Raw genomic sequence first — 24,821 nt, 5'->3', positions numbered from 1 at the left:
ACCGGCAGCGAATGCCGATCAGGAGGAACATCACGCCATGACGATCCGCTCGCGCGCACCCCTTCTCGCCCTTCTCGGCCTGATCGCCGCCGGTCCGGCCTCGGCCCAGCAGGGCGCCGAGGTGGCGATCACCGGCCGATGCGAGCGGCTGGTGATCGGCGGTCTCGACATCACGCAGAACTGCAAGGAACAGCTCGTCAACACGGTCTCGCGCGGGCGCACGACCTTCGACTTCGCCGCCTGGGACGGACAATCCCTGAGCTTCAGCGGCGCGGGCACGCAGCACGAGCAGACGGAGGAGACCGAGCAGCTCCAGCCGATCAGCCTCGTCGTGCCCGGCATGAAGAACAAGGAGGGCATCGTCCGCACCCCCGCGCCCGCGGTCGGCGCCTGCAAGTTCTCGAAGCCGGAACCCGGCAAGACCATGATCGCCTGCGAGGCGACCTCGCAGGGCAAGACCTATGCAGGCGTCTTCATCACCGAGACCAAAGCCGGCGCCGAACCGGGCAAGGAGGGCGCGAAGGACGGTTCGGCCAATTCGCCGAAGCCCTGAACCGCCGGTCTTGCCCGACGCGCGTGCCGGCCGTGCGGTGACCGGACACGCGGCGTCGTCCGCGTGACGACACGCGCTCTTTCGCCGAGCCGGCCCCGGTCCGGCGCAAGAGCGCTCCGGCGAGCGCGAAAACGTCTGGTCAGCCGCGCCGCCAAGCCCCATGTAACGGAACGATGCGCCGCACGAACCTGCGCTGCCCGCATCGACGTGCGTTCTGTGAATCTTCCGAGGGCTCCATGCTCGAAGCCAACGCCGCCGCCGGCGCCCCCGTCGACGGCCTCATCAAGGACACCACCACGGCGGGGTTCCGGCAGGATGTCATCGCCGAGTCGATGAACCAGCCGGTGATCGTCGATTTCTGGGCGCCGTGGTGCGGCCCGTGCAAGCAACTCACGCCGGTCCTCGAGAAGGTGGTGCGGGCGTCGGGCGGCCGGGTGAAGCTCGCCAAGCTCAACATCGACGAGCATCCCGGCGTCTGGCAGCAGATCGGCCAGCAGCTCGGCCTGCAATCGATCCCCGCCGTGATCGCGATCGACCGCGGCCGTCCGGTGGATGCCTTCATGGGCGCCGTGCCGGAATCCGAAGTGCGCGCCTTCGTCGATCGGCTCGCCGGCCCTTCCGAGATCGATCAAGTGCTGGAGGAGGCCGCCGCGGTCGCTTCCGCGGGCGATCTTCCCGCCGCCTCCGAACTCTACGCCGCGGTTCTGCGCGAGGAGCCGGAGAACCTGAAGGCCATCGCCGGGCTCGCCAAGACTCAGCTCGAACTCGGTGAGACCGAGGGCGCCAAGCAGGTTCTCGCCATGGCGCCGGCGGACAAGGCCGACGACCCGCTGTTCGCGGGTGTCCGCGCGGCCCTCGAACTCGCCGAACAGGCCGGGAGCCTGGGCGACCTCGCCGCGCTGCAGAAGCGCATCGAGGCCGACCCGAGCGACTTCCAGGCCCGTTTCGATCTCGCACTGGGCCTCAACGCGGCGGGCAAGCGCGAGGAGGCGGTCGATCAGCTCGTCGCCATCGCCCGCGCCGACCGGAGCTGGAACGAGGATGCGGCGCGCAAGCAACTGCTCCAGTTCTTCGAGGCGTGGGGCCTGATGGACCCCGCCGCGATCCGGGGACGCCGCCAGCTCTCGACGCTGCTGTTCTCGTGAGCCACTGCCTCCGCGAGAACGCCGGGGCGACCGAAGCGGCCGGATGCGGTGCTCCCCATCCGGTCCCACAGCAGGAAAGCCGCGCATGAGCCCGCAGCCGAGCTGCAAGTCGCCGGCGGATTGCCCCGCCGTCATCCCGATCTTCCCGCTGCCGGGGGCGCTGCTCCTGCCGCGGGGACAGATGCCGCTCAACATCTTCGAGCCGCGCTATCTCGCCATGGTGGACGACGCGCTGCGCTCCGAGCGGATCATCGGCATGATCCAGCCGGACGCCGACGGGGCCGGCTCGCCGCTCAGCCCCCGGCTCTACCGGGTCGGCTGCGCCGGCCGGATCAGCCAGTTCGCCGAGACCGGCGACGGCCGCTACCTGATCTCGCTCACCGGTGTCAGCCGCTTCCGGGTCGAGAACGAACTCGCCGTCACCACTGCCTACCGCCGCTGCCAAGTCTCCTACGACGCCTTCGCCCAGGATTTCGAGGCGCGGGCGGGGGAGGAGGCGGTCGATCGCGAGAGCGTGCTGCAGACCCTGCGCAACTTCGTCGATGCCAACGAGCTTCAGGTCGATTGGGCCGGCATCGACGAGGCGTCGAACGAGGCTCTGGTCAACGCGCTCTGCATGATGAGTCCGTTCGGCGTGCGCGAGAAACAGGCGATGCTGGAAGCGCCCGACCTGAAGACGCGGGCCGAGGTGCTCGTCGCCGTCACCGAAATGGAGCTGGTGCGCGCCAGCGGCTCCGAGCCGACGCTGCAGTAATATCAAGGGCTCCCGACCTTCTGGCGGTCGGGGAGCCCGCCCACCGGAAGCGAACATCATGGCCGATACGCCTACCCCCACCGTCGAAGCGACCCGGGTCGATCCCCGCCTGCTCGAACTTCTGGTCTGCCCGCTGACCAAGGAGTCGCTGGAATATGACGCCGCCCGCGAGGAGCTGATCAGCCGCTCCGCCAAGCTGGCCTACCCGATCCGCGACGGCATCCCGATCATGCTGCCGGAAGAGGCGCGTTCCCTGACGGAGTAAAGACGCTCGGTTTCCCCCTCTCCCCGCATGCGGGGAGAGGGGGAGCGTTCGGCGGCCCTGGTTTGATTCAACAATAGAGAAAGGGCGCCCGGCTTTCGCCGGACGCCCTTCTTCGTTGGTACGATCGGGACGGTTACCGTCCCTGCTGGATCGCCGAGAGCAGCCACGGGCCGCCGGGCTCGCGCACGAAGGTCCAGAACTCCTTGGCCTCCTGCGGTCCATTCTCGACATGGCGGTTGGAAGCCCGCTCGAACACCTCGTCGCGCAGCGAGAAGCGCATGGCGACGGTGGCGAACTCCACCGGGCCCTCCCGCCACGCCTCGGACAGGTCGCCCTGGAGAAGCTTCACGTCCGAGATCCGGTTGACCACGCCGCGGGCGGCGTTGGCGCGCAGATCTTCCTCGAAGTAGTTCACCATCTCCGGGGTCGCGAGACGGCGCAGGGCAGCCACGTCCTCACGGCCATAGGCACCCTGGATTTCCTGAAGGGAGCGCTCGAAGGCCTGGAAGTCGTCCGGCTGGACCTGGACCGGTTGGACGGGCTGCGGACGGCCGCCGCCACCCAAACCACCTGCGCCCAAGCCGCCGCCCATCGGATTCACACCGGGATTCATGCCGCCCTGCGGCGGCAGGCCGGAGCGGGCATGGGGCGCGTTGCCGGCCATGGCGGGCTGGCCCTCCTGACGGCGACGGAAGAAGCGCACCGCCATCATCACGAGGAAGGCGATCAGGCCGATCTGGAAGATCAGGCCGATGAACGAGCCGATGCCGCCGAGACCGCCGGAGAAGCCGGCACCCAGCAGGGCGCCGAGAAGGCCGGCGCCGAGCATGCCACCGAGAAAGCCGCCGCCGAAGCGCCGACCCTGGCTCGGGGCCGTCATGCCGGGATTGTTGAAGCCGGGGCTCGGGCTCGTCTGCGAGCGCTGGATCGGTCCCATTGCGCCCGGCGAGGTCGCGGTGGAGGGCGGTGCGCTGAAGGTCTTCGAGCCACGCGAGCCCATGCCGCCACCGCCGCCCGGCCGCGCATCGACGGCGGGCGCCGCGAGGGCGAGCGAAGCCGCAAGCGCAAGGAGGGTCACGACGCGCCGACGGCGCGCGGGGGAGGATGCCATGGGTCAAAACCTCGTGGTGAGCGTGAAGGGGAACAATTGCCCCTTTAAGATGGTGGCGTCCGAGCGGGATTTTTAGTCCCGATCCAGGGGTGAGTTTCGAACGGTTAAGAGTGTCTCACGAACCGCCACGCTCTGGCACGTGTCCGTTTTTCCAAAGCGAGCGTCGAGGCGTCCCGAGACGGGCGCCTGCGGGGTCGGGCGTCACCGGGCTGCCGGGAAAACCAGCCGTACGGTCGCGCCCTCGCCGGGCCGGCTCTCGATGGAGATCGTGCCGTTCTGGCGCTTCATCAGGCCGTGCACGATGGCGAGCCCCGCACCGCGGCCGGATTCGCGGGTGGTGGCGAAGGGAGCGAGCGCCCGCGACAGCATCTCCGGGGACAGGCCGTGCCCGGTATCCGCGACCGTGAGACCGACAGCCCCGGCCTCCGGGCGCTGGAGCGAGCGGTCGCCCGGCTCGATGGCGAACAGCGCGACGCGGATGCGGCCGTGACCGGACATCGCCTCGCAGGCATTGGCGAGGATGTGGCCCAGAGCCAGTTCGAGCTGGATCGGGTTGCACAGGGCCGGCGGCAGATCGTCCGGGATCGACAGGTCGAGCTGGATCCCGGCCGGCAGGATGGGGCGCAGCCGGTCGAGACCGAACCGCACCGCCGCGGCGAGATCGACCGGGCGCAGGTCGGGCGCGATCCGCCGGGAATGGGCGAGGAGCTGGCGGGTGAGCACGGCGGCCCGCTCGGACGCCTCGGTGGAGCGGATGATGGCCCGCTGGACGAAGGGCTCGGGCCGGTCGCCGAGGCGCCGCTTGAGCCCGTCGATGTAGCCGATCAGGATTTGCAGGAAGTTGTTGAACTCGTGCGCGACGCTGTTGGTGAGGAGGCCGAGCGCCTCGCGCTGCCGCGACAGGGCGAGGGCGTCCTCGGCATCCCGCCGCCGTGTCACGTCCACGATCTGGCCGAGAAAGCGGGGGGAGCCCTCGCCGGGGAGAACCGTGAGGTGGATCTCGCCCCAGAACGAGGCGCCGCCGTTGCGGCCGAACAGCAGCTCGGCGCTCTGTGCCTCGCCGCGGGCCAGGGCCTCGCGCAAGGGCGCCCAGCCCGCGTGATTGCCGTGGTGGCAGGTAAGCACCTCGATCCCGTGGCCGACCAAAGCAGCCTCGTCGAAGCCGGTCAGCGCCAGCAAGGCGGGGTTGACGCCCGCGATCGTCGGCCCGGCCTCCGATCCCGCCAGGATGAGCGCGGGCAGGGGGAGCAAGGCGAGGAAGCCCGTCTCGGCTCCCCCTTCCGGGGGGGGAGAGGCCGCGGCGCCGGACAACATCATGCGGCGGCGCCGACATGAGAGAGGGCGTTGGCAGGAGGCGACGAGGCCCGGCGGGCGATGGGACGTCTCATGGATGGTCCGGAGCGCGGCAGGGGCATGGCCGTCAACGCTCGAAAGTCGATCCGGATCAGCGGTTGGCGGTGGTGACGGGCGAGGTGCCGTTGTCGAGGCCGACCCAGGCCCGGCCGTCCTGTCCCTCGCGCTTGATGAAGCTGTAGCCGGTGCGCTGCCACGGCAGCACCGCGTTGGTCTTGTTGTCGAGGATCAGGTCGCCCCGGTCGGTGCGCACCATCAGCACCGCGTGGCCCTCGCCGATCTCGTCGATCACCACCGTCATGCGCAGCGCCCGACGCGGCAGGCGCCGCTCCACCAGCATCCGGCGCTTGAGGAGCTGGATGTCCTCGCAATCGCCGAAGCCGTCATCGGGAAAGTCCCAGCGGTCGACGACACCCCAATGGGCCATGTCGGTGATCGGCTTGATGCGGGCGTTGACCCGGCGGTTCACGGTCGTGAGCGTGTTCCACAAAGCGGGCGTCAGGGCGACGAGCGCCGGCTCGGCGGTATCGACCACACATTCCGACGGGTACCGGGCGCAGAAATCGTTCCAGGCGGCCACGGGCCGGGCCGGCGCGCCGGCATCGGCGGCGGTGCCCGCTTCGGGCAGGCTGGCGACGGTGCGGGCTTGGCTCGGCTGGACCGGCGCTGCGGCGCCGCCGAGCAGCAGCGTGGCGCCGACGAGGGACAGATGGGCCGCCCGGCGGAGGCGCCGCCTCACGTTCCCGCGGGGGAACGCCGATCCGTCGCCGACGCTCCGAAGCACCGCGTACCGCATGGCCGACCGTCCTGCCGCCCCTGTTTCCCAGCAAAGCTTGCACGGGCCGGCGCCCGGCTCAATACGAAAGTGACGGAAGGATGAAGGCGGATTGCCGCTTATCCGTGCCACCGTGAAACAACCCCGATCAGGCTGGCAATCCGGTCACACCCGCCCGCCCGATCGGCTTCAGCCGTGCGGGAGCGAGCCGCCGAGCCGGAAGCCGATCAGCGGTTCGCCGTGGTCACGGGCGAGCTGGCCCCGCCGAGCGAAACCCATGCCAGGGCGTCCTGCCCCTCGCGCTTGATGAAGACGTAGCCGGTCTCGTGCCAGGGCATCACGGCGTTGGTCTTGTTGTCGAGGATGTAATCGCCGCGATCGGTGACGAGGGTGAGCACGGCATGGCCCTCGCCCTTCTCGTCGATCACCACCGTCATCCGCATCGCCCGGCGCGGCAGGCCGGCCGCGGCGAGCATCCGGCGCTTGAGGAGCTGGAAGTCCTCGCAATCGCCCGCACCGTCCTCGGCGAGATCCCAGCGGTCGGGGCGGCCCCAATGATCCTGATCGGTGATGGGGTCGATCGTCCGGTTCACGCGGCGATTGACCGAGACGATGCTCGACCAGATGGCGGGGGTGAGGGTGATCCGGGCGGGCTCGTCCCGGTCGAAGGCGCATTCCGCCGGATAGGACTGGCAGAACTCGGTCCAGGCCAGGATCGGCTTGGCCGTGGCGCCGGGGGTGAGGCCGACGGTCGCCGCGGGCAGGGCAGCCATCTGCGAGGCCGTCTGTGCCTCGGCGGCGCCGATGAAGCCGACGCAGAGGGCCAGCAGCGTCAGCATCCCCATCCGGAGACCCGACTTGAAATGACCCGTCCCGGTGGTGCGCATCGTGGCGTTTCCTTCGAACGAGGCCAGGATGTCGCCGCATCTCCTCCGCCGCGCTGAAGCCGATCCGCGCAATTTTATCGATTCGCCCCGGCAACGATCCGCTCCTGCGGGAGGGCGAATTGCGGCTCACGGATCCGCGGCAAATGCCGGGGATCGCGTTAGGGTTCGGGAAACCCTGACTGCCGCCGTCCGACGTGACCGCGAGCGCGCCGGCCACCGCGCTCCGCGCTGGCACGACGAGGGGGGCATGCGGCAGGCTTCGCCGCTCTGCTGCGGACGAGGCGGACCTTGGGAAGATCCGGAAGAGGGGGCCGGCTTGGGAGAGCAGGATCAGCCGCACGCCTCGTTCCGGGTCCGGTCATCCCGCCGGACGACCGGGCACCGTCCCTTCGGGCCGGCGATCCTTCGTGTCCCTCACAACACTCCCGACACGCTGTCATCGCCAGAGCGAGAACGGCCAGGGACCGGGAGTTTTGTGAGGCACTCTTAAACCTCGGACCCGGCGTGGCGGAACGCTCCGTTCAGGAGCCGGCCTGCGGGATCGGGTTGTCGGTCGGGCAAGGGCTCCGATGGGGCGCCCCGTCACGTCAGAGCGTGATGCCCTCGTGGAAGCGGTCGGGCGAGATCGGCAGCATGAACTGGGCGCCGATGCCGCCCTCGAAGTAGCGCACCACCCGCCCGGGCGTGGAGCCGACCAGGATGTGCGTGCCGATCGGCGGCGACGAGGCGGTCGCGAGCGCTACGCCCGACATCGAGATGTCGATGATCCGGGCGGCGATGAACCGACCGCTCTCCAGGCGGAGGGTCACGCCGGGCTGGTTCGGCACAAGGCGCTCGTTGGTCCGGCCCTCCGGCAGGCCGAGGCTCTCGCGGTTGGCGAGCCACATGAGCTGGGACGCGATCTTGTCGCGCTTGCGCGGCGTCGCGTTGATCCGCATGGCAAAACCCCGCGGAGGGTGGCGGACGATCACCCCTTCGAGCCGGCCGATCTGTTCGAGATACAGCACCACGCGCTCGTTGAGCGCGCCGATCACGGCGCAGGTCAGACGGACGCCGCCGGGGGACATGTCCACCGTCTGGCACGGGTATTCGCGACGGTCCGCCAGCATGTAGCGACCGAGCAGAGTCGCGCGCACCCGCTGGTGCCGGCGCTGCTCGGCGGCGTAGTCGGACAGGGTGGGGGCCATCCCGGATCGGGAAAGCTCGGTCATGTCAGCTCGGCGGTCTCGGTGTTCCAGCCGAATCACTAGCCACGTTGCGGTTACAAAAGGCTTGCAGGCACGCCGAACTTGAATCGCGAACGGGTCACGAAAGCGGGATGTGGCAACGAAGACGGTCCGCACCGAGCGTGACGGATCCCGTTTCCTTCGTTGACGCAGACCGATCCACCGTGCGGGGCGACGCCCCGGCCGGCGCGGGGTCAGGCGTTGCCGCGCCCGCCCTCGTGGACCAGCAGATGGCCGAATCGGACGGGACGGGCATCGTTGGCGGGCTCGGGCAGGGCGTCCACGAAGGTTCGCATCGCCGCAGGCTCCGGCGCGACGGTCTCCAGCACCCGCAGGGAAACCGCCTCGAGCCGCAGGATCGGGCGGCTGCCGAGCCAGGTCGGGATGCAATGCGGGCTGAGGGAGCCGAGGATGCGGGCCTGGGTCTTGCCCCTGTGGCGCAGGGGCAGGAGCAGGAGTTCGAGATCGAGGGTCTCATCCCGCGCGGTGAAGCCGGTGAGCCCCGCCACCACGCCCACCGTATCGCCGGTGACGGTTTCGACGAGGTGCCACGGATCGGAGAAGGCCGGCTGCCGCTCGCCCCACAGATCGACGAAGGAGCTGCCGCGCAATTCGCGCCCGAACAGGGCGCACAGGCGCGTGCCGGCGAGGCGCACCGCGCTCGACCGCCGCGCCGGATCGGTTTCCAGAATGAAACTGTCGGCGAGCAGGTTGCGGATTTCGCCGGGCTCGATTTCACCGCGCTCGGGCGCGGACCGCTCTCCGCGCAGCCGGTCCCAGTAGAGGTGAAGCTGACGGCTGGTCGGATGCTTCATGGTGTTCCGCATCGGTACGGCCCGGTTCGAAACGGGCTCGGTTTTCGGTCGGCACGGGACGAAACGCGTCACCATGCGCCGTTCATGGTCCTCGTCCGCACACCCTATGCCGTCGCGTCCCGGCATGCTTGCGCAACCCATCCTTAACCTTAACGAGCAATTTACGAATTCGACGGCAATTGACCGACCCTGTGCCCGATTGGACCTTGCGGCGGCGCACCTCCCCCCGACATGGTGCGGCATGGATGCTTCTCCCGACCTGCCGCACCAGGGCCGCGTTCCCGTCTTCAACCTGCCGGGAGTCGTCACGGTCTCGATCGCGGTTCTGGCCGCGATCCACATCGTTCGCACCGTCCTGCCGGATGAACTCGACCTGTCGGTGCTCCTCAACCTCGCCTTCATCCCCGCCCGCTGGACCGCCGCGTTCGATCCGGCCTCCGCGGCCGAGATCGTCCGGGCGGCGGGGGAGGGGGCGGGTCGGCCCGATATCGCCGCGGCGCGCCAGGAATTCGCCCGCTACCTCGTCGCCGAGCCGTCGGCGATGCCCTGGACCGGCGCGACCTACGCCCTGCTGCACGGCTCGTGGGTGCATCTCATCTTCAACGCGGTGTGGCTCGCCGTCTTCGGCACCCCGGTCGCGCGTCGCTACGGGGTCCTGCGCTACGGCCTGCTGGCGCTCGCCGGCGTCGTGGTCGGTGCGCTCGTCCATCTCTTCGTCGATCCCTACAGCCTGATGCCGCTGGTCGGCGCCTCGGCCGGCATCTCGGCCCTCATGGCGGCGGCGGCCCGCTTCGTGTTCCAGCCCCCGCCGCCCTTCGTGGCCGGGGCGCCCTGGCAGTTGCCGCCGCAGCCGACGCTGCAGACGATTCCGGAATTGCTGCGCAACCGCCCGGCGGTGCTGTTCCTCGGGGTCTGGTTCGTCACCAACCTGCTGTTCGGCGTCCTGGCCCTACCGCTCGGGGGCAGCGAAGGGCCGATCGCCTGGGACGCGCATCTCGGCGGCTTTGCCGCAGGGTTCTTCCTCCTGCCACTGATGGAGCGAGGCGCTCGCCGCGTGCGGCATTAGACGCTTGAGACGCTTGTCGCGAACGCCCAAGACATCGTCGCCGTCAGAGAGGGAATCGAAGATAAAGCGAAGTCACGCCAAAGACTTGTAAGGTCAGCCAAGAAGCGTTGTGGCTTTGGCGCCACGGCGGGGGTTTTTGGACTTGAGGCGGCAATAAAACCGCCAGCTCGACCGTCGATAAAGTGAACGGAAGCGGATTAAAACGAAACTATCAAATGATCGCTTCGTTCCTGATGGAGAGTGGACCCCGGTGAAACATCGAGCAGCCGTCATTGCCCGCCTCGGGCTTGCCCTATCCGCCACCGCGTGGGGCCTCGGCGGCACAGCCGCCCATGCCGCCTCGGCCGCGCAGCCCGGCCAGACCATCGGCGTGCCGTTCGGTGCGCCGTTTCCGAAGGGCTTCTACGCCGTGAACCTTTCGAGCTTCGGCGTGCGCGAGACCGCGCCGCTCGACTCCGAGAGCAACGTCAACCTTCCGACTCTGCTGTGGGCGACGCCCTTCTCCGTTCTCGGTGGGCAGGTGCAGTTCATCTTCGTCGCGCCCATCGCCGCCTCCAGCGTGCGCGGCAACCCCTACAACAGCGGCTGGGGGCAGCCCCTGCTGGCGGGCCAGCTCGCCTGGGATCTCGGCGGTGGCGTCGGCGTCAGCTACCTTCTCGGCGGCTACCTCCCCTGGGACACCCGCTTCCTGACCCAGTCGCCCTCGCTGAGCCACCGCTTCGCGCTCACCTATGCCGCCAACGACTGGGCCATCACCGGTAACCTGCTCTACGGCCACATCCTGGAGCCGCGCTCGCCCAACGGCGTGCTCTATCCCGACTACCTCAACCTCGACGTCACCCTGACCAAGAAGTTCGGCAAGTGGCAGGTCGGCCCCGTGGCCTTCGGCTCGGTCGATCTCACGACCAACGTCGTCGGCTACCGGCAGCAGGGTCAGATCGCGGTCGGCGGCCTCGTCGGCTACAATTTCGGCTTCATGAACGTGCAGGGCTACGTCACCCGCGACGTGGCCGAGCGAAATTACGGCGGCAAGGAAACCCGCGGCTGGCTGCGCGTCATCGTCCCGTTCCTTCAGAACAAGGGTGAGGCCGAGCCGAACCGGACCCTGATCACCCGGCGTCAGGCCCAGGGGCGCTGAGAGACGCTTCACGCGCTGTTACGGCACGACCCGAAGCCGACCCCGATGGCGCTCCGCCATCGTGGTCGGCTTTTTCGTTGCGCGCTGACCCCGGCCGATGCGTCGGTGTCGTGCGATGCCTTGCGGATCCCACCGGCGCATCGGGGCCGGATCGAAACCGCTCCGCCGTCGAACCCCGACCGGCGGAACTGAATTTTTCTTCCGAATTTGTTCTTTCATGAACAATAGCGCCTCGTCCGGCGCTTGCCAGCACGACCAAGGCGCCACACACTCGCCCAGGTCAGAACCGGGGCCAACCCGGTCGTATCCGCTCCCGCACCGCGGGCTGACGGTGTGGGCACCCTTGGGAGGAGACTTCATGACCGTTGCGCGTATCCTGGCAGAGAAAGGCAGCTCAGTGGTCACGGTGCCGCCGCATCGCACCATCGACGAGGCGATCCATCTGCTGGCCGAAAAGAAGATCGGTGCCCTCGTGGTCGGCAATGCCGATGGCCGCGTGATCGGCATTCTGTCCGAGCGCGACGTGATGCGGGCGCTGGCCAGCGAAGGGGCCTCGGCCCTCGACCGCCCGGTCTCGCATCACATGACCACGAAGGTCGTGACCTGCACCCGGCGCGCCAGCATCGAAGACGTGATGGAGACGATGACGGAAGGCCGCTTCCGCCACTTGCCGGTCGTGGAGGACGGGCGTCTCGTCGGCGTCGTCTCGATCGGCGACGTGGTGAAGCGGCGCATCGCCACCGTCGAAGCCGAGCATCAGGCGATGCGCGACTACATCACGATGGCCTGATTTCGGGCCCGTATCGCCCGCGGCGGCTTCAACCGCGCGCCGCCGCACTCGCGATCATGCGCCGGATCTCGGGCAGGGCCGCCCGCACCGCCTGCCGGCCGAGGGCGATTCCATCGGCTGCCCGGTGGAACTCGAACTGCCCGAACTCGGCGAGAAGCGGCCGGATCGCCACGTCCGGCGGTTCGCTCGCCAGCCGTGCCCGTGAGATCCGATCCTGCGTGATGTTGAACGCGTCGAGTATGACACGGGCGACGCCGGGGCTCGGCCGGCCGACGGATGGCGGTGGTTCCGGTCTGCGGCGGCGGCCCATGAGGCGGCGGCTCGCGCCGCTGAGCAGGGCCCAACGGCCCCGGCGGCGCACGGTGGCCTCCAGCGTCTGCTCGATTGCCCGCTCGACCGGCTCCTCGGGAGCGTCGAACATGGGATCGTCCCGCTCGGGGCGGATCACCGTCGCGGGCGCGCGCATCTCGCAGGCGAGGTTCACGCAGATGACGAGGTCGGCGCCGAGTTCGCGGGCCAGGCGGACGGGCACCGGATTCACCAGCGTCCCGTCCATCAGCAGGCGCCCTTCGAGCGCGACGGGCGGGAAGATGCCGGGGATGGCGTAGGACGCCCGCACCGCCTCGACCAAGGGGCCGCGGGACAGCCACACCTCGTGGCCGGTGCCGAGTTCGGTCGCCACGCTGGCGAAGGCGAGGCGCAGATCCTCGATGCGGAAACCGTCGAGTTCGCGTGCGAGACGGCGGCGCAGGCGCTCGCCCGCGATCAGGCCGGATCCGGTGATGCGCGGGTCGAGCAGGCCGACCACCCGGCGCCGGGTGAGCGAGAGCGCGAACGCCTTGAGGGCACCGATGCGGCCCGCAGCGTAGGCCCCGCCGACGACGGCGCCGATGGAGCAGCCCGCGACCACTTCCGGGAAGATCCCGGCTTCCTCCAATCCCTCGATCACGCCGATATGCGACCAGCCGCGGGCCGAGCCGCCGCCGAGCGCGAGACCGATGCGGGGAGAGCGGAAACGCGGCACCACCGGTTCCACGGCCCCGTCCGGAAAATGGGGCACGGCGGAACGGGATGCCTCGAACATCATCGATCCGAGTCGGCCGGCGCGAGGGTGACGGCGCCGGTCGTAGGGTTGCGCTCGACCGCGCGGTAGAAGCAGGAGCGGCGGCCGGTATGGCAGCAGCCGCCGTCGCCGCCGACGTCCACCCGGATCAGGATCGCGTCCTGATCGCAATCGACCCGCATCTCCACGACCCGTTGGATCTGCCCCGAGGTCGCGCCCTTGTGCCAGAGTTCACCGCGGGAGCGCGACCAGTACCACGCCTCGCCGGTCTCCAGGGTGCGGGCGAGGGCCTCGGCGTTCATGTGCGCGAGCATCAGCACGCGCCCGTCATGGGCATCGACGGCGATGCAAGCCACGAGTCCGTCGGGGCCGAAGCGCGGCGTCAGCCTTGCGCCCTCCTCGACCTCGGCGCGGGTGCCGGGGGAAGCGAATCGTTCGGTCATGGCCGCAGGCCCGGGTGCCTGAGTGTCTCCCCCGAAACGCCCGCTCGCCGTTCTGCCTCGAGGGAAAAGCGGCGGTGGCCTGGGGTTTCGTGAGGCACTCCTAGCCCTTCTGGTTCCGAACGAAGGTCAGGAAGCGGACCTGCTCGGACGGATCGTTCTTGTAGACGCCGCGGAACTGCGTGGTGATGGTGGAGACGCCGGCCTTCTGCACGCCGCGCATCGCCATGCAGAGATGCTCGGCCTCGATCATCACGGCGCAGCCGCGGGGCTGAAGGATGCTCTCGATCGTGTCGGCGATCTGCGCCGTCATGGTTTCCTGCGTCTGCAGGCGTCGGGCGAAGGCATCGACCACGCGCGCCAGCTTGGAGAGGCCGACCACGCCCTTGGTGGGGTAATAGGCGATGTGGGCCAGCCCCATGAACGGCACCATGTGGTGCTCGCAATGGGAGTAGAATGGGATGTCGCGCACCAGAACGGCGTCGGAATAGCCCTCGACCTCCTCGAACACCCGCTCCAGCAGCGCGTCCGCGTCGGCGCGATAGCCGCCGAAGAGCTGCTCGTAGGCCTTCACCACGCGGGCGGGGGTCTCGATCAGCCCCTCTCGGGTCGGGTCGTCGCCGGCCCAGCGCAGGAGCGTGCGCACGGCGGCTTCCGCCTCCTGCCGGCTCGGACGGCCGAGCGCCACCTCGTTCGGCACCCGCTGGGCCGATTCGGGCAGGGGCGCGATGTCGGGCGTGAAGTCGGGACGGCCCGGATCGTTGGCGCCGCGCATTTCTTGCAGGCCGACGGCACTCATGCGTCGTTCGTCGTCGCTCATGCCGTAGGACAGGGATTTGAGAGCGGCATCCATGGCATCTCCGGCCTTCGCCACACGCGCCTTCAGGGTGGTGCTGTCGGGCTTGGCGTACATCGTCGATCCGTCCGGGCGTCTTAAACGTTCAAGTGCCGACGCCCTCGAACGATCCGAATCCTGGGCCAGGGCGTGACCGGGGTCGACGGTACCATTCTCGCGGAATGGCGGTGTCGCGCCTATATCGTCGCAATCGCGCCGTCGCGCAATGCATGGCATGCGTATCTGGCGCAACGAATCCTGCGACCTCACTCGAACAGGCGCCGCGAAAGGCGTGTCAGCGATGATCGACGACATCTATAACCGCCGCATCCTGGAACTGGCCGCCGACATTCCCCGCCTCGGCCGGCTGGCGGCACCGGATGCCACCGCCACGGCCCATTCCAAGTTGTGCGGTTCGACCGTCACCGTCGATCTCAGTCTGGAAGCGGACGGCGTCACGGTCGCCGACTTCGCCCACGACGTGAAGGCCTGTGCGCTCGGGCAGGCCTCCTCCTCGCTGATGGCCCGCCACGTCGTCGGCGCGACGGCCGAGGAATTGCGCGCCGTTCGCGCCCGGATGCGGGCGATGCTGAAGGAGAACGGCCCCGCGCCGGAGGGCGAATGGGCGGATCTCGCCGTGCTGGAGCCGGTGCGCGACTTTCGGGCCCGTCACGCCTCCACGCTCCTGACCTTCGACGCCGTTGTGGACGCCCTCGATCAGATCGCCGCCCGCAGGGATGCCGGCAAGAGTTCCGGCAAGGGGGCCGGGGCGCCCGAGGCGGCCTGAGCCTCGCCCCGGACGGTGGCTGCTTCTTTTTCGGACAAAGGATGATGCGACAACAGGAGCCCGGTCGCCGCGTGATTCGCCGGGCGGCGCACGGAGCGATCCGCGCCTACCAGCTCACGCTGTCCGGGCTGATCGGGCGCCAATGCCGGCACTGGCCGTCCTGCTCGGCCTATACCGACGAGGCGATCCAGCGGCACGGCCTCTGGGCCGGCGGATGGATCGGCTTTGCCCGCCTTTGCCGCTGCGGCCCGTTCGGTACGCACGGCATCGACCTCGTTCCCGAACACTTGCCGGAGTCGGCCGTATGGCACCGGCCCTGGTCCTATGGCCGCTGGCGCGGTGTCGAGGCGCCGCCACCCTTGGTGTGTGAGGCGGTGGAAGAGCGTTGCGCGGCCAGCGGGGCTGCGGGCCCGCCGGCCGGGTGACGGCGCACATGAAAAAGCCCCGACCTTTCGGCCGGGGCTTTTTCTCGTTTCGGATACTGCTTCGTCGCTTAGCGGCGGTCGCCGAGCAGCGAGAGCAGGAACTGGAACATGTTGATGAAGTCCAGGTACAGCGTCAGGGCGCCGTTGATGGACATCTTGGCCGCGCCCTCGGCATCGACGCCGCTGTAGAGGTACATCTCCTTGAGCTTCTGCGTGTCGTAGGCGGTCAGGCCGGCGAAGATGAGGACGCCGAGCACCGAGATCGCGAACTGAAGCGCGGAAGAGGCCAGGAAGAGGTTCACCAGCGAGGCGATGATGATGCCGATCAGGCCCATGATCAGGAACGAGCCCATTCCCGACAGGCTGCGCTTCGTGGTGTAGCCGTAGAGGCTCAGACCCGCGAAGGTCGCCGCCGTGATGAAGAACACCCGCACCACGCTGGCGCCCGTGAACACGAGCAGCAGGGTGGACATCGAGGCGCCCATCACCGCCGCGAACGCCCAGAACATCGTGCGTGCCGAGGAGGCCGACATGCGGTCCATCCGGAACGAGAACACGAAGATGAAGGCCAGCGGCGCCAGCATCAGCACCCACTTGAAGGGGCTGGTGTAGAGGAACTGCCCGAACGGGGTCAGGGCGACGCGGCCGGCGCCGGTCTGCGCGACGGCGGCCATGTTGAGGGCCAGTGCCACGAGACCGGAGATCCCGAGGCCGACGACCATGTTGTTGTAGACGCCCAGCATGAAGCTGCGCAGGCCCTGGTCGACTTCGACCTGAGAGCCAGCGTACCCCTGCGGCTGGGCGCCGGCACGGAACGGGCTGTTGTCGAATGCCATGAAAGTTTCCCTTGAAACCTCTCGGCGCGGAGTTGTGACGGGGTCCACGCGCGACCCCTGGCGCATCGGGCGCGCCTTACGCTCGAATATGTTCGCTTGAAGAACCATAAACAAGTGGGCCTTCAGCGCAGGGCCGCGTTTTCAACCCGGCTGGATAACGAAGTTTTTTGTAGTTCGAGCGGGATGAAAATCTTCGCTTAATCGTCGTGGTGCGTTTTCAGAACTGCCGCAGATAGGGGGCCGGCTTCTGTCCCAAGATGCGCCATGTGCCGGTCAGGCCTACGGCCACCGCGAAGACGACCGCGAAGGCGGCGACCGCGAGGGCGCCCATCGGGTCGGGTGCGAAATCGAGGCGCATCACCCGGGACACGATCACCCAGCCCGCGGCCGAGCCGGCCAGGATGCCGAACAGCGCGGTGATGAGCCCGAGGGCGCCGTATTCCAGGGCGTAGGCCGAGAGCAGGCGCATCCGCGTGGCGCCGAGCACCTTCAGCACCACCGCGTCGTAGAGCCGGGCGCGGTGACCGGCGGCGAGCGCGCCGGCCAGAACCAGCAGGCTCGCGAGCACCGCGACGACGCTGGCACCGCGGATCGCCAGGACCAGCTTGTGCACGAGGTCGTTGACCGCATCGAGCGCGTCCTTCACCCGCACGCTCGTCACCGAGGGGAAGGCTTTCGCGGCATCGCGAACCACCTCCGCCTCCAGCTTCGGGTCGGGCCCGTTGGGCAGCGTCAGGGTCGCGAGGTCGGCATGCGGCGCGCCGCGGAAGGTGCCGGGGGAGAACACCATCACGAAGTTGATGCCGAGCGAGCGCCACTCGATCTTGCGCAGGTTGGCGACCCGCGCGGTGATCGGGCGGCCGAGCACATTGACGGTCACGGTGCTGCCGACCTTCAGCCCGAGCGCGCGTGCCAGTTCGAGATCGAAGGAGACCAGCGGCGTGCGGCCCTCGTCCGCGCTCCACCACGCGCCCTCGACGATCGACGAGCCGTCGGGCGGGGTCTCGGCGTAGGTGATGCCCCGGTCGCCGTCGAGCACCCAGGCGGCGTCCTCCGGCGGCTTGATCTGCCCGGCCGGTACGCCGTTCAGCGCCGTGATCCGTCCGCGCATCATCGGCACCCGTTCGATCTTGGCGTCGGGCGCGCGGGCGCCGAGGAAGGCCGAGAAGGCCTCCGCGTCGCGCGAGGGCACGTCGAGGAAGAACAGGCTCGGGGCGCGGCCCGGCAGCGAGCTTTCGAGCGCGCGGGTGATGTTGCTGTCGATGGCGCTGAGCGTCACCAGCAGCGTCGTGCCAAGGCCGAGCGAGAGCACCACCGCCGGGGTCAGTGCGCCGGGGCGGTGGAGGTTGGCCAAAGCCATCCGTGGCACCATCCCCTTCGGCCGCGGCAGGCGCGCGGCCAGCGCCATCAGCCCCGCGGCGACGAGACGCAGGCCGCCGAAGGCGAGGCCGGCCGCCGCCATGAAGATCAGCGCGACCTTGCGGTCGAAGGCGGTGACGAGGGCAAGGCCCGCGAGCGCGAGCAGGGCGGCGGCGAGCACCGCGAGATAGCGCCAGCGCGGGCGGCGCGCGGCCGGATCGACAGCATCGCGGAACAGCCCGGCGACGGAGACGTCGTGGGCGCGGCCCAGCGGCAGGATCGCGAAGGCGAGCGCCGTCAGCAACCCGTAGGCGGCGGCGAGCGCGAGGCGGGCGGGGGCGATCTCGGGGTTGAGCGGCAGCGGAAGCTGGTCGCGGAGCGCAAGGTCGAGGAGGAACGGCAGGGCTGCACCGATGGCGAGACCCAGCACGGTGCTGACCGCGGCGATCAGCATCACCTGGATCAGGTAGAGCGCGACGACCTGCGAGCCCGGCGCGCCGACGCTCTTGAGGGTAGCGATGGACGCCTGCTTGCCATCGACGAAGGCGCGCGCGGCATTCGCCACGCCGACCCCGCCGACGATGAGCGCGGTGAGCCCGACGAGCGTCAGGAACTGCGTGAAGCGCTCGATGCCCTTGGCGAAGCGCGGGTCGGCGTTGTCGCGCGAACGCATCTCGAACCCGGCCTCGGGCAGCGCCGTCTGCACCGCCGTGTTGACCGCCGTCAGGCGCGCGTCGTCGGCACCGGGCATCTGGAGCCGGTAGGTGAAGCGGTTGAGGCTGCCGGGCTGGATCAGGCCGGTGGCGCGCAGCGCGGCGAGTGAGACGAGCAGGCGCGGCCCGAAGCCGATGCCCGAGCCGATCCGGTCGGGCTCCGAGACGAGGGCGGCGCGGATCTCGATGGGAAAGCCGCCGAGCGTCACCCGGTCGCCGGGTTTGAGCCCGAGCCGGGTCAGCAGGGCCGGATCGGCCGCCGCGCCGTAGATGCCGTCCCGTTCCGCGATGAGATCCTGCACCGGCATCTGCGGGTCCGTCTCGACCGTGCCGACCGCCGGATAGCTCGGATCGACCGCCTTCAGCTCGACCAGGGCCGCGCCGCCATCGCCCGCCACCGCCATGGCGCGCAGACTCACCACCTCCGAGACCGGCGCCCGCCCCTCCAGTACGGCGCGCTCGGCCGGCGTCGCCTCGCGGTTGATCAGGCTGTAGGTGATGTCGCCGCCGAGAATCCGCCGGCCCTCGCGCCCGAGCCCGCCCGAGAGCGAGGCGGCAATCGAGGTGACGCCGCTGATCGCCGCGACGCCGAGCGCGATACAGGCGATGAACACCCGGAAGCCGGCGAGCCCGCCGCGCAACTCGCGCAAGGCCAGCCGGAGGGTCAACGGCAGGCGGGAGGCGGGGGCCGGCTTCGAAGAATCCGGCTGGGACAACGTGCCGTGCATGCGGGCTCGAGCGTTTCGCCACCGGTCGGGCCGGCGGGGCCAATCTGGGCATTGACGCGGCGCACGCAACTGCTCGCGCCGCCGCATCGATCCTTGCGGATCAGAACGGCTTCACGACGCGGTCACGGGACAATCGATCGTCACCCCTGTCCCGACCCCCTCCTCGCTCGCGATGGCGATCTGCCCGCGCAGCGTCGAGACGACGAGATTGTAGACGATGTGCAGGCCGAGCCCGGTGCTGCCCTTGTCGCGTCCGGTGGTGAAGAACGGGTCGAAGATCCGCTGCAGGTTCTCCCGCGGGATGCCGCGTCCGTCGTCCCGCACCGTCATCCGGATCTGCGTCTCGCCGAGCCGGCTCACGTCGATGCGGAGCGTGCCGGAGCGGCCCTCGGGAAAGGCGTGCACGACGGCGTTCAGCGCGAGGTTGCTGACGATCTGCGCCAGCGCGCCCGGATAGGAATCGAGGAGGATCCCGTCGGGACAGGTGAGCCTGACCTCGTGGCCCTTGCGCCGCAGGATCGGATCGAGCGTGCTCATCAACTCGGCGAGCCAGGGGCGCATCTCGAAGCGGCGCCGGTCCTCCGTCGCCTGATCGACCGCGACCTGCTTGAAGTTGTGAACCAGATCGGCGGCGCGCGTCAGGTTGGCGAAGACCAAACCCGCGCCCTCGCTCAGCCGATCGACGCTCTGCGTCAGATCGGACCGGCGGATCTGCCCCGAGGCGACGGACCGGCGCAGCTGGGCAAGGTCGTGGTCGAACGCGGTCGCGGTCGTCAGCGCGAGGCCGATGGGCGTGTTGATCTCGTGCGCCACGCCCGCCACGAGCTGGCCGAGCGCGGCGAGCTTCTCGGCCTGAACCAGTTGCGCCTGGGCGGTGCGCAGTTCGGCCAGTGCCGCCTCCGAGCGCTCCTTCTCGACCTGCAACTCCCCCGTGGTCCGGAACTGGCGCCGTGCGCGAAACTCCCGCGCCCCGACCCCATAGAGCGAGAGCGCGTAGGCCGCGCCGATCTCGGCATTGTTCACGAGGGCCAGGCCGGGATTGTCGTGCGTCGCGATGGTCTCGAACAGGGCAAAGCAGGTCCAGGTCAGGACGGCGAACACCGCGAACGAGGGAACCCGCAGCGGCAGCAGCGTCGAGACGAACAGGATCACCACGATCAGGCCCGCCGCGCCGTGGTCGAAGCTCGGCCGCAGGAAGACATAGATCACGCTGAGCATGCAGCCGGGCACGACGCAGTAGACGAGGTAGATCCGTTCCGCGAAAGGCCGGGCGTCCGGCCGGCTGAGCAGGAGGGTCGCCGGCAGCAGGACCAGCACGGCGACGGCGAGCCGCAGCGCGGTGGCCACGGCCCAGGCGTCGGGACTGAGAATCCAGTCCATGGCCGAGAACGAGCAATAGACGAAAGCGCCCAGCACCATCGCGGCCTGCGTGCGGCCGAGATCGTCGAGCGTGAAGCTCCTTACGAACGACCGCTCCTCGTGGGGATCGTCGAAGCGAAGGCCGAGCTGAATCAGCAGCTTGTGCATCGCCTCAGAGCTACACGCCGGCACGGGTTCGGGCGACGTGAAACGCGATCCGTCCCGCGGCTTTCCCCAAACCTTCGACGCGTCGCCGCCGCCCGGCACCCTTCCAAGCACCGGCGCCAGCCGCTACACCGTCAGCCCTTCGATCCGTCGAGCATCGGAAAGCCAGCCGTGTCGTCCCTGCGCCTGGGCGTGAACATCGATCACGTCGCCACCGTCCGCAACGCCCGCGGCGGGATCGCACCCGATCCGGTGCGCGCCGCCCACGAGGCCGTGGCGGCGGGCGCCGACGGCATCACCGCGCATCTGCGCGAGGACCGCCGCCATATCCGCGACGCCGACATCGCGGCGCTGCGGAAGCTGCCGGTGCCGCTCAACCTCGAGATGGCGGCGACCGACGAGATGGTCGGCATCGCGCTCGCCACGCGGCCGCACGCCGCCTGCCTCGTGCCGGAGAAGCGCGAGGAACGCACCACCGAGGGCGGCCTCGATATCATCGCCGGCCGCGCGCATCTGGCCCCGCGCATCGCCACCCTGTCGGAAGCCGGCATCCGCGTCTCGCTGTTCGTCGAACCCGACGAGGCGGTGATGGAGGCTGCCCACGCCCTCCACGCGCCCGTGGTCGAGCTGCATACCGGCTCCTATTGCGAGGCGGTGATCGAGGGCGATCGAGGAAGGATCGCGCACGAACTCGGCCGCATCGTGCGGGCCAGCGCGCATGGCGCCGGCCTCGGCCTCGAGATCCATGCCGGCCACGGCCTCACCGTGGAGAGCGTCGGCCCCGTGGCGGGGCTGCCGCAGATCCGCGAGTTGAACATCGGCCACGCCCTGATCGCCGAGGCGATCTTCGTCGGCCTGCGGCAGGCGGTCCACGACATGCGCGCGGCGATGGACCGGGCGCGGCGGCAGGCCGAACCGTGATCCTCGGCATCGGCACCGATCTCTGCGACATCCGCCGGATCGAGTCCTCGCTCGAACGCTTCGGCGAGCGCTTCACCCACCGCGTCTTCACCGACGGCGAACGGACGAAATGCGACCGGCGCGCCGCGCGTGGGCCCTCCTACGCCCGGCGCTTCGCCGCCAAGGAGGCCTGCGCCAAGGCGCTCGGCACCGGTATGAGCCAGGGCGTGTTCTGGCGCGACATGGAGGTCGTCAACCTGCCCAGCGGCCAACCGACGCTCAACCTGACCGGGGGTGCGCGGGAACACCTCGCTCGCATGGTGCCGGCGGGGCACGAGGCGCGCCTTCACCTGACCCTCACGGACGAACCGCCCCTGGCACAAGCCTTCGTCATCATCGAGGCGGTGCCGGTCGGAGCGGCATCATAGGTTTGTATTCATTCGAGCGCCGCGTTGCGGGGCGGCGCGCCTTAGTCTAGACCCGCCGCCCAGCAGGACAGTCACCGCCACGTGGAACGTGGCTGCGGATCCTACGGCGGGGCCGGAGGCTGTTTCACTCATGAGCATGGGACGCGCGCGCTTGGATCGCGAGGGCAAGACGGAGATCCGGACGGCCGAGCCCGGAACCTGGGCGAGCATCCGGGAAACCGTGAAGGTTGGCGTCCAGGCGCTGCTGATCGCGCTGGTGGTGCGGACGCTGCTGTTCCAGCCGTTCAACATTCCATCGGGTTCGCTGATTCCGACGCTGCTGATCGGCGACTACCTGTTCGTCTCGAAATACACCTACGGCTACTCGAAATACTCCCTGCCGCTCTCCGAGTACCTGCCGTTCCAGGCGCATGGCCGGGTCTGGGCCGCCGAGCCGAAGCGCGGCGACATCGCCGTGTTCAAGCTGCCGAAGGACAACGCGACCGACTACATCAAGCGCGTGATCGGCCTGCCCGGCGACAAGATCCAGGTCATCGAGGGCGTGCTCAACATCAACGGCAAGCCGGTCAAGCGCGAGCGCATCGCCGATTACGAGACCCTGGACGCCTTCGACCAGACGGTGAAGGTCGCGCAGTACAACGAGACGCTGCCCGGCGGCGTGACCCACCGGGTGATCGAGCGCGACGGCGACCGCGGCTTCTGGGACAACACCGAGGTCTACACGGTGCCGCCCGGTCACTTCTTCATGATGGGCGACAACCGCGACAACTCCACCGATTCGCGCGACCTCGCCAGCGTCGGCTACGTGCCGTTCGAGAACTTCGTCGGCCGCGCCGAGATGATCTTCTTCTCCATCGACGAGCGCACCCCCGCTTGGCAGATCTGGCGCTGGCCGTCGGACGTGCGCTGGAGCCGCATCTTCTCGACGATTCACTGATCTTCTTACGAACGTGACAGCGACGGAACGATCCGCCGTTCTGCCTCGGGGCGGGCGGCGATGAGCGAGGACGGCGAAGGCGCCGCTCGCTCCAGCCGCGCCCGGCGTGCGCATCGCCCAAGGCCGAGCCTCGCGGTGCTGGAGGCGCGCATCGGCCATGTCTTCGCCGACCCCACGTTGCTGCCGCTGGCACTCACCCATGTGAGCAAGGCCGGCCAATCCGGCCGGGTCGGCAGCTACCAGCGCCTGGAATTCCTCGGCGACCGGGTGCTCGGGCTCGCGGTTGCCGAGACGCTGTACAAGGCGCTGCCCGGTGCGGAGGAGGGCGAGTTGTCGCGCCGTCTCGCCGGCCTCGTGCGGCGCGAGACCTGCGCCGTGGTGGCCGAGGCCTGGGAGGTTGGGCCGCATCTCAATCTCGGTCCCGGCGAGATCCAGACCGGCGGGCGGCGCAACCAGACCATTCTGGCCGATGTCTGCGAGGCGATCCTCGGCGCGATCTTCCTCGATGCCGGCTACGAGGCGACGCGGGCGATCGTGCAGCGCGCCTTCCGCCCCGGCGAGGAAACCGCCGCGCCGCGCGGGCGCGACGCGAAATCGGCCTTGCAGGAATGGGCGATGGCGCGCAGCCTCGCGATCCCGGTCTACGAGGTGGTGGAGCGCTCGGGGCCCGACCACGCCCCGGTCTTCCGGATCGCGGCGCGGGTCGAGGGCATCGAGCCCGGTTACGGTGAGGGCGCCTCGAAACGCGTCGCCGAGCAGGAGGCGGCCCGCGCCGTGCTTGCCCGCGAGGGCATCGGCGGGACGCAAGGGAAGGATGGATCGAGTGGTTGAGCTGCGGATGGTCGAATCGGATGTCTGAGCACGAGCCGGAACACGAGGCTGACGAAGACGGCGCCCCGCAGGAAAAGCGGCAGGACGCGCCGGACCAGCCGCGCGAAGAAACGCGTGCGGGCTTCGTCGCGCTGATCGGCGTGCCGAATGCGGGCAAGTCGACCCTGCTCAACGCCCTCGTCGGCGCCAAGGTCTCGATCGTTTCGCGAAAGGTCCAGACGACGCGGGCGCTGGTGCGCGGCATCGTCATGGAGGGCAATGCGCAGATCGTGCTGGTGGACACGCCCGGCATCTTCGCCCCGAAGCGCCGTCTCGACCGGGCGATGGTGCACTCCGCATGGAGCGGCGCGGCGGATGCCGACGCGATCTGTCTGCTGATCGATGCCCGGAAAGGCGCGGACGAGGAGGTCGAGACCATCCTGCGCCGCCTGCCCGAGGTGAAGCGCCCCAAGATCCTGATCCTCAACAAGATCGACCTGATCGCCCGCGAGCGCCTGCTCGAACTGGTGGCCAAGCTCAACGCGATGGTGCCATTCGAGGACACCTTCCTGATCTCGGCGCTGAAAGGCGACGGCGTCGCCGACCTGCGCAAGGCGCTGGCCGCACGGATGCCGCCGAGCCCGTGGCTCTACCCGGAGGATCAGATCTCCGACGCGCCGCTGCGCATGCTGGCCGCCGAGATCACCCGGGAAAAGATCTACGACCGCCTGCACGAGGAACTGCCCTACCGCTCCACCGTCGAGACCGACCAGTGGCAGGTGCGGCCCGACGGCTCGGTGCGGATCGAGCAGACGATCTTCGTCGAGCGCGAGAGCCAGCGCTCGATCGTGCTGGGCAAGAACGGCCAGACCATCAAGGCGATCGGGCAGGCGGCCCGCATCGAGATCACCGAGGTGGCCGAGGCGAAGGTGCACCTGTTCCTGCACGTGAAGGTCCGCGAGAACTGGGCCGACGATCCCGCGCGTTATCGCGAGATGGGCCTCGAATTCCCGACGGGCTGACCGATCTTACAGCCGACGGATTTCCACCCACCACCGCATCCCGAGGCGCCCGCGACAGCGGGCCCAAAAGGATCCTTCAGCCCGTTGCGCGATCCCTGAAGCATCCTTCGAGGCTTCGCCTGCGCGTCGCATCTCA

General features: G+C 69.3%; 26 protein-coding genes. 14 read left to right on the top strand and 12 right to left on the bottom strand.

Going from position 1 to position 24,821, the window contains the following annotated elements:
• The first annotated feature begins 37 nt into the window (after positions 1 to 37).
• The 4 genes from E4V01_RS01385 to E4V01_RS01370 all read left to right on the top strand — a co-directional run bounded on the left by E4V01_RS01385 (position 38) and on the right by E4V01_RS01370 (position 2,717).
• Positions 38 to 553, top strand: coding sequence for a hypothetical protein (locus tag E4V01_RS01385; protein ID WP_135297138.1), 516 nt, complete (start codon positions 38 to 40; stop codon positions 551 to 553).
• Positions 554 to 789: 236 nt separating this feature from the next.
• Positions 790 to 1,698: a co-chaperone YbbN gene (locus E4V01_RS01380; RefSeq protein ID WP_060769769.1), complete on the top strand. Its 909-nt coding sequence runs from the start codon at positions 790 to 792 to the stop codon at positions 1,696 to 1,698.
• Positions 1,699 to 1,783: 85 nt separating this feature from the next.
• Positions 1,784 to 2,452 (top strand): LON peptidase substrate-binding domain-containing protein, encoded by a 669-nt coding sequence (locus E4V01_RS01375; protein ID WP_135297137.1) that lies wholly within the window; start codon positions 1,784 to 1,786, stop codon positions 2,450 to 2,452.
• Between the two features lie 58 nt (positions 2,453 to 2,510).
• A complete protein-coding gene (locus tag E4V01_RS01370) occupies positions 2,511 to 2,717 on the top strand; it encodes a Trm112 family protein (protein WP_060769771.1) in 207 nt (68 codons plus the stop codon).
• 133 nt (positions 2,718 to 2,850) lie between these two features.
• Here the strand turns inward: E4V01_RS01370 and E4V01_RS01365 are convergent, their stop codons facing one another.
• The 6 genes from E4V01_RS01365 to E4V01_RS01340 all read right to left on the bottom strand — a co-directional run bounded on the left by E4V01_RS01365 (position 2,851) and on the right by E4V01_RS01340 (position 8,884).
• Positions 2,851 to 3,828 (bottom strand): TIM44-like domain-containing protein, encoded by a 978-nt coding sequence (locus tag E4V01_RS01365; protein ID WP_135297136.1) that lies wholly within the window; start codon positions 3,826 to 3,828, stop codon positions 2,851 to 2,853.
• 201 nt (positions 3,829 to 4,029) lie between these two features.
• Complete coding sequence (locus E4V01_RS01360) at positions 4,030 to 5,145, bottom strand: ATP-binding protein (protein ID WP_135297135.1); 1,116 nt, start codon at positions 5,143 to 5,145, stop codon at positions 4,030 to 4,032.
• Positions 5,146 to 5,272: 127 nt separating this feature from the next.
• The gene (locus E4V01_RS01355; protein WP_060769774.1) at positions 5,273 to 5,977 is read right to left on the bottom strand and encodes a transglutaminase-like cysteine peptidase; all 705 of its coding nucleotides are present in this window, start codon (positions 5,975 to 5,977) and stop codon (positions 5,273 to 5,275) included.
• A gap of 206 nt (positions 5,978 to 6,183) precedes the next feature.
• A complete protein-coding gene (locus E4V01_RS01350) occupies positions 6,184 to 6,843 on the bottom strand; it encodes a transglutaminase-like cysteine peptidase (protein ID WP_060769775.1) in 660 nt (219 codons plus the stop codon).
• Between the two features lie 587 nt (positions 6,844 to 7,430).
• Positions 7,431 to 8,054, bottom strand: a complete 624-nt coding sequence (locus tag E4V01_RS01345) for a PilZ domain-containing protein (RefSeq protein WP_056192118.1) — start codon at positions 8,052 to 8,054, stop codon at positions 7,431 to 7,433.
• Positions 8,055 to 8,263: 209 nt separating this feature from the next.
• On the bottom strand, positions 8,264 to 8,884 hold the full coding sequence (locus tag E4V01_RS01340) for a PAS domain-containing protein (protein ID WP_135297208.1): 621 nt from the start codon (positions 8,882 to 8,884) through the stop codon (positions 8,264 to 8,266).
• A 241-nt stretch (positions 8,885 to 9,125) separates the two neighbouring features.
• On the opposite strand from E4V01_RS01340, the gene E4V01_RS01335 reads away from it, so the two are divergent.
• From E4V01_RS01335 to E4V01_RS01325, 3 genes are all read left to right on the top strand, one after another.
• Entirely contained in the window at positions 9,126 to 9,950 is an 825-nt protein-coding gene (locus E4V01_RS01335) for a rhomboid family intramembrane serine protease (RefSeq protein ID WP_135297134.1), read from the top strand.
• 250 nt (positions 9,951 to 10,200) lie between these two features.
• Positions 10,201 to 11,088, top strand: a complete 888-nt coding sequence (locus tag E4V01_RS01330; protein WP_135297133.1) for a transporter — start codon at positions 10,201 to 10,203, stop codon at positions 11,086 to 11,088.
• Between the two features lie 358 nt (positions 11,089 to 11,446).
• On the top strand, positions 11,447 to 11,878 hold the full coding sequence (locus E4V01_RS01325; protein ID WP_060769778.1) for a CBS domain-containing protein: 432 nt from the start codon (positions 11,447 to 11,449) through the stop codon (positions 11,876 to 11,878).
• Between the two features lie 28 nt (positions 11,879 to 11,906).
• Here the strand turns inward: E4V01_RS01325 and E4V01_RS01320 are convergent, their stop codons facing one another.
• The 3 genes from E4V01_RS01320 to folE form a co-directional block, all read right to left on the bottom strand.
• Entirely contained in the window at positions 11,907 to 12,965 is a 1,059-nt protein-coding gene (locus E4V01_RS01320) for a patatin-like phospholipase family protein (RefSeq protein ID WP_060769779.1), read from the bottom strand.
• Positions 12,962 to 13,384 (bottom strand): phosphoribosyl-AMP cyclohydrolase, encoded by a 423-nt coding sequence (hisI, locus tag E4V01_RS01315; protein WP_135297132.1) that lies wholly within the window; start codon positions 13,382 to 13,384, stop codon positions 12,962 to 12,964. The genes E4V01_RS01320 and hisI overlap by 4 nt, the downstream gene beginning before the upstream one ends.
• A gap of 100 nt (positions 13,385 to 13,484) precedes the next feature.
• Positions 13,485 to 14,294, bottom strand: a complete 810-nt coding sequence (gene folE, locus E4V01_RS01310; protein ID WP_060769781.1) for a GTP cyclohydrolase I FolE — start codon at positions 14,292 to 14,294, stop codon at positions 13,485 to 13,487.
• A 223-nt stretch (positions 14,295 to 14,517) separates the two neighbouring features.
• Between folE and E4V01_RS01305 the strand changes: the two genes are divergently transcribed.
• Both E4V01_RS01305 and yidD read left to right on the top strand, forming a co-directional pair.
• On the top strand, positions 14,518 to 15,003 hold the full coding sequence (locus E4V01_RS01305) for an iron-sulfur cluster assembly scaffold protein (protein ID WP_135297131.1): 486 nt from the start codon (positions 14,518 to 14,520) through the stop codon (positions 15,001 to 15,003).
• A gap of 44 nt (positions 15,004 to 15,047) precedes the next feature.
• Positions 15,048 to 15,428: a membrane protein insertion efficiency factor YidD gene (gene yidD / locus E4V01_RS01300; RefSeq protein ID WP_135297207.1), complete on the top strand. Its 381-nt coding sequence runs from the start codon at positions 15,048 to 15,050 to the stop codon at positions 15,426 to 15,428.
• A 68-nt stretch (positions 15,429 to 15,496) separates the two neighbouring features.
• On the opposite strand, the gene E4V01_RS01295 is transcribed toward yidD, so the two are convergent.
• From E4V01_RS01295 to E4V01_RS01285, 3 genes are all read right to left on the bottom strand, one after another.
• Positions 15,497 to 16,264: a Bax inhibitor-1/YccA family protein gene (locus E4V01_RS01295; RefSeq protein ID WP_135297130.1), complete on the bottom strand. Its 768-nt coding sequence runs from the start codon at positions 16,262 to 16,264 to the stop codon at positions 15,497 to 15,499.
• A 217-nt stretch (positions 16,265 to 16,481) separates the two neighbouring features.
• Positions 16,482 to 19,064, bottom strand: a complete 2,583-nt coding sequence (locus E4V01_RS01290; RefSeq protein ID WP_135297129.1) for an ABC transporter permease — start codon at positions 19,062 to 19,064, stop codon at positions 16,482 to 16,484.
• A 111-nt stretch (positions 19,065 to 19,175) separates the two neighbouring features.
• Positions 19,176 to 20,591, bottom strand: a complete 1,416-nt coding sequence (locus E4V01_RS01285) for a sensor histidine kinase (protein WP_060769785.1) — start codon at positions 20,589 to 20,591, stop codon at positions 19,176 to 19,178.
• Positions 20,592 to 20,759: 168 nt separating this feature from the next.
• Between E4V01_RS01285 and E4V01_RS01280 the strand changes: the two genes are divergently transcribed.
• From E4V01_RS01280 to era, 5 genes are all read left to right on the top strand, one after another.
• Entirely contained in the window at positions 20,760 to 21,509 is a 750-nt protein-coding gene (locus E4V01_RS01280; protein WP_135297128.1) for a pyridoxine 5'-phosphate synthase, read from the top strand.
• Complete coding sequence (gene acpS, locus E4V01_RS01275; RefSeq protein WP_060769787.1) at positions 21,506 to 21,916, top strand: holo-ACP synthase; 411 nt, start codon at positions 21,506 to 21,508, stop codon at positions 21,914 to 21,916. Before E4V01_RS01280 ends, acpS begins: the two co-directional genes overlap by 4 nt.
• Positions 21,917 to 22,046: 130 nt before the next feature.
• Positions 22,047 to 22,853 carry a signal peptidase I gene (gene lepB / locus E4V01_RS01270; RefSeq protein WP_083530829.1) on the top strand — a complete coding sequence of 269 codons (807 nt, stop codon included), beginning with the start codon at positions 22,047 to 22,049 and terminating at the stop codon, positions 22,851 to 22,853.
• A 60-nt stretch (positions 22,854 to 22,913) separates the two neighbouring features.
• Positions 22,914 to 23,684 (top strand): ribonuclease III, encoded by a 771-nt coding sequence (rnc, locus tag E4V01_RS01265; protein ID WP_060769788.1) that lies wholly within the window; start codon positions 22,914 to 22,916, stop codon positions 23,682 to 23,684.
• 20 nt (positions 23,685 to 23,704) lie between these two features.
• Complete coding sequence (gene era / locus E4V01_RS01260) at positions 23,705 to 24,685, top strand: GTPase Era (protein ID WP_135297127.1); 981 nt, start codon at positions 23,705 to 23,707, stop codon at positions 24,683 to 24,685.
• The last annotated feature ends 136 nt before the right edge of the window (positions 24,686 to 24,821 follow it).

This window comes from Methylorubrum sp. Q1 (assembly GCF_004683995.1).
GTDB lineage: Bacteria > Pseudomonadota > Alphaproteobacteria > Rhizobiales > Beijerinckiaceae > Methylobacterium.
The sequence above is the reverse complement of the archived record's forward strand: the minus strand, read 5'-3'. Positions and strand labels throughout refer to the sequence as shown.

What these genes read in the sequence shown, in the direction of transcription:
- E4V01_RS01380 (WP_060769769.1), top strand. Translation starts at nt 790, where the DNA reads ATGCTCGAAGCCAACGCCGCCGCCGGCGCCCCCGTCGACGGCCTCATC.
- E4V01_RS01365 (WP_135297136.1), bottom strand. Translation starts at nt 3,828, where the DNA reads ATGGCATCCTCCCCCGCGCGCCGTCGGCGCGTCGTGACCCTCCTTGCG.
- E4V01_RS01385 (WP_135297138.1), top strand. Translation starts at nt 38, where the DNA reads ATGACGATCCGCTCGCGCGCACCCCTTCTCGCCCTTCTCGGCCTGATC.
- E4V01_RS01335 (WP_135297134.1), top strand. Translation starts at nt 9,126, where the DNA reads ATGGATGCTTCTCCCGACCTGCCGCACCAGGGCCGCGTTCCCGTCTTC.
- yidD (WP_135297207.1), top strand. Translation starts at nt 15,048, where the DNA reads ATGCGACAACAGGAGCCCGGTCGCCGCGTGATTCGCCGGGCGGCGCAC.
- E4V01_RS01290 (WP_135297129.1), bottom strand. Translation starts at nt 19,064, where the DNA reads ATGCACGGCACGTTGTCCCAGCCGGATTCTTCGAAGCCGGCCCCCGCC.
- hisI (WP_135297132.1), bottom strand. Translation starts at nt 13,384, where the DNA reads ATGACCGAACGATTCGCTTCCCCCGGCACCCGCGCCGAGGTCGAGGAG.
- E4V01_RS01370 (WP_060769771.1), top strand. Translation starts at nt 2,511, where the DNA reads ATGGCCGATACGCCTACCCCCACCGTCGAAGCGACCCGGGTCGATCCC.
- folE (WP_060769781.1), bottom strand. Translation starts at nt 14,294, where the DNA reads ATGTACGCCAAGCCCGACAGCACCACCCTGAAGGCGCGTGTGGCGAAG.
- E4V01_RS01285 (WP_060769785.1), bottom strand. Translation starts at nt 20,591, where the DNA reads ATGCACAAGCTGCTGATTCAGCTCGGCCTTCGCTTCGACGATCCCCAC.
- rnc (WP_060769788.1), top strand. Translation starts at nt 22,914, where the DNA reads ATGAGCGAGGACGGCGAAGGCGCCGCTCGCTCCAGCCGCGCCCGGCGT.
- lepB (WP_083530829.1), top strand. Translation starts at nt 22,047, where the DNA reads ATGAGCATGGGACGCGCGCGCTTGGATCGCGAGGGCAAGACGGAGATC.
- E4V01_RS01345 (WP_056192118.1), bottom strand. Translation starts at nt 8,054, where the DNA reads ATGACCGAGCTTTCCCGATCCGGGATGGCCCCCACCCTGTCCGACTAC.
- E4V01_RS01355 (WP_060769774.1), bottom strand. Translation starts at nt 5,977, where the DNA reads ATGCGGTACGCGGTGCTTCGGAGCGTCGGCGACGGATCGGCGTTCCCC.
- E4V01_RS01350 (WP_060769775.1), bottom strand. Translation starts at nt 6,843, where the DNA reads ATGCGCACCACCGGGACGGGTCATTTCAAGTCGGGTCTCCGGATGGGG.
- E4V01_RS01320 (WP_060769779.1), bottom strand. Translation starts at nt 12,965, where the DNA reads ATGATGTTCGAGGCATCCCGTTCCGCCGTGCCCCATTTTCCGGACGGG.
- E4V01_RS01340 (WP_135297208.1), bottom strand. Translation starts at nt 8,884, where the DNA reads ATGAAGCATCCGACCAGCCGTCAGCTTCACCTCTACTGGGACCGGCTG.
- E4V01_RS01295 (WP_135297130.1), bottom strand. Translation starts at nt 16,264, where the DNA reads ATGGCATTCGACAACAGCCCGTTCCGTGCCGGCGCCCAGCCGCAGGGG.
- E4V01_RS01325 (WP_060769778.1), top strand. Translation starts at nt 11,447, where the DNA reads ATGACCGTTGCGCGTATCCTGGCAGAGAAAGGCAGCTCAGTGGTCACG.
- E4V01_RS01375 (WP_135297137.1), top strand. Translation starts at nt 1,784, where the DNA reads ATGAGCCCGCAGCCGAGCTGCAAGTCGCCGGCGGATTGCCCCGCCGTC.
- E4V01_RS01305 (WP_135297131.1), top strand. Translation starts at nt 14,518, where the DNA reads ATGATCGACGACATCTATAACCGCCGCATCCTGGAACTGGCCGCCGAC.
- E4V01_RS01360 (WP_135297135.1), bottom strand. Translation starts at nt 5,145, where the DNA reads ATGATGTTGTCCGGCGCCGCGGCCTCTCCCCCCCCGGAAGGGGGAGCC.
- era (WP_135297127.1), top strand. Translation starts at nt 23,705, where the DNA reads ATGTCTGAGCACGAGCCGGAACACGAGGCTGACGAAGACGGCGCCCCG.